Origin of the sequence: Microbispora sp. H11081 (assembly GCF_012999535.1) — a bacterium.
Taxonomy (GTDB): domain Bacteria; phylum Actinomycetota; class Actinomycetes; order Streptosporangiales; family Streptosporangiaceae; genus Microbispora.
The window spans coordinates 1-531 of sequence record NZ_JABBWV010000051.1 but is presented as its reverse complement, the minus strand read 5'-3'; the positions used below and the strand labels follow the sequence as shown (position 1 = coordinate 531).

Here is a 531-nt window from a genome sequence, read left to right as displayed (position 1 = left end):
GAGGAGCGACGAGATGTTCGAGAGGTTCACCGACCGTGCGCGGCGGGTTGTCGTTCTGGCTCAGGAAGAGGCCAGGATGCTCAACCACAACTACATCGGTACTGAGCACATTCTTCTTGGTCTGATCCATGAGGGTGAGGGTGTGGCGGCCAAGGCTCTGGAGAGTCTGGGGATCAGTCTCGAGGGGGTGCGCCAGCAGGTCGAGGAGATCATCGGTCAGGGGCAGTCGGCGCCGTCGGGGCATATTCCGTTCACGCCGCGGGCCAAGAAGGTTCTTGAGCTGTCGCTGCGGGAGGCGTTGCAGCTCGGGCACAACTACATCGGCACCGAGCACATTCTTCTGGGGTTGATCCGGGAGGGTGAGGGTGTCGCGGCGCAGGTGCTGGTGAAGCTGGGCGCTGATCTGAACCGGGTGCGGCAGCAGGTGATCCAGTTGCTGCACGGGTATCAGGGTAAGGAGCCGGCGGCGGCGGGGGGCCCGCAGGAGTCGGCGCCGTCGACGTCGCTGGTGCTGGACCAGTTCGGGCGGAA

At 64.6% G+C, this 531-nt stretch carries 1 protein-coding gene; it reads left to right on the top strand.

The window, feature by feature from the left end:
- Positions 1–13: 13 nt before the first annotated feature.
- The coding region (locus HHX31_RS33445) for a Clp protease N-terminal domain-containing protein (RefSeq protein ID WP_283244716.1) at positions 14–531 on the top strand (518 nt) is incomplete at its 3' end.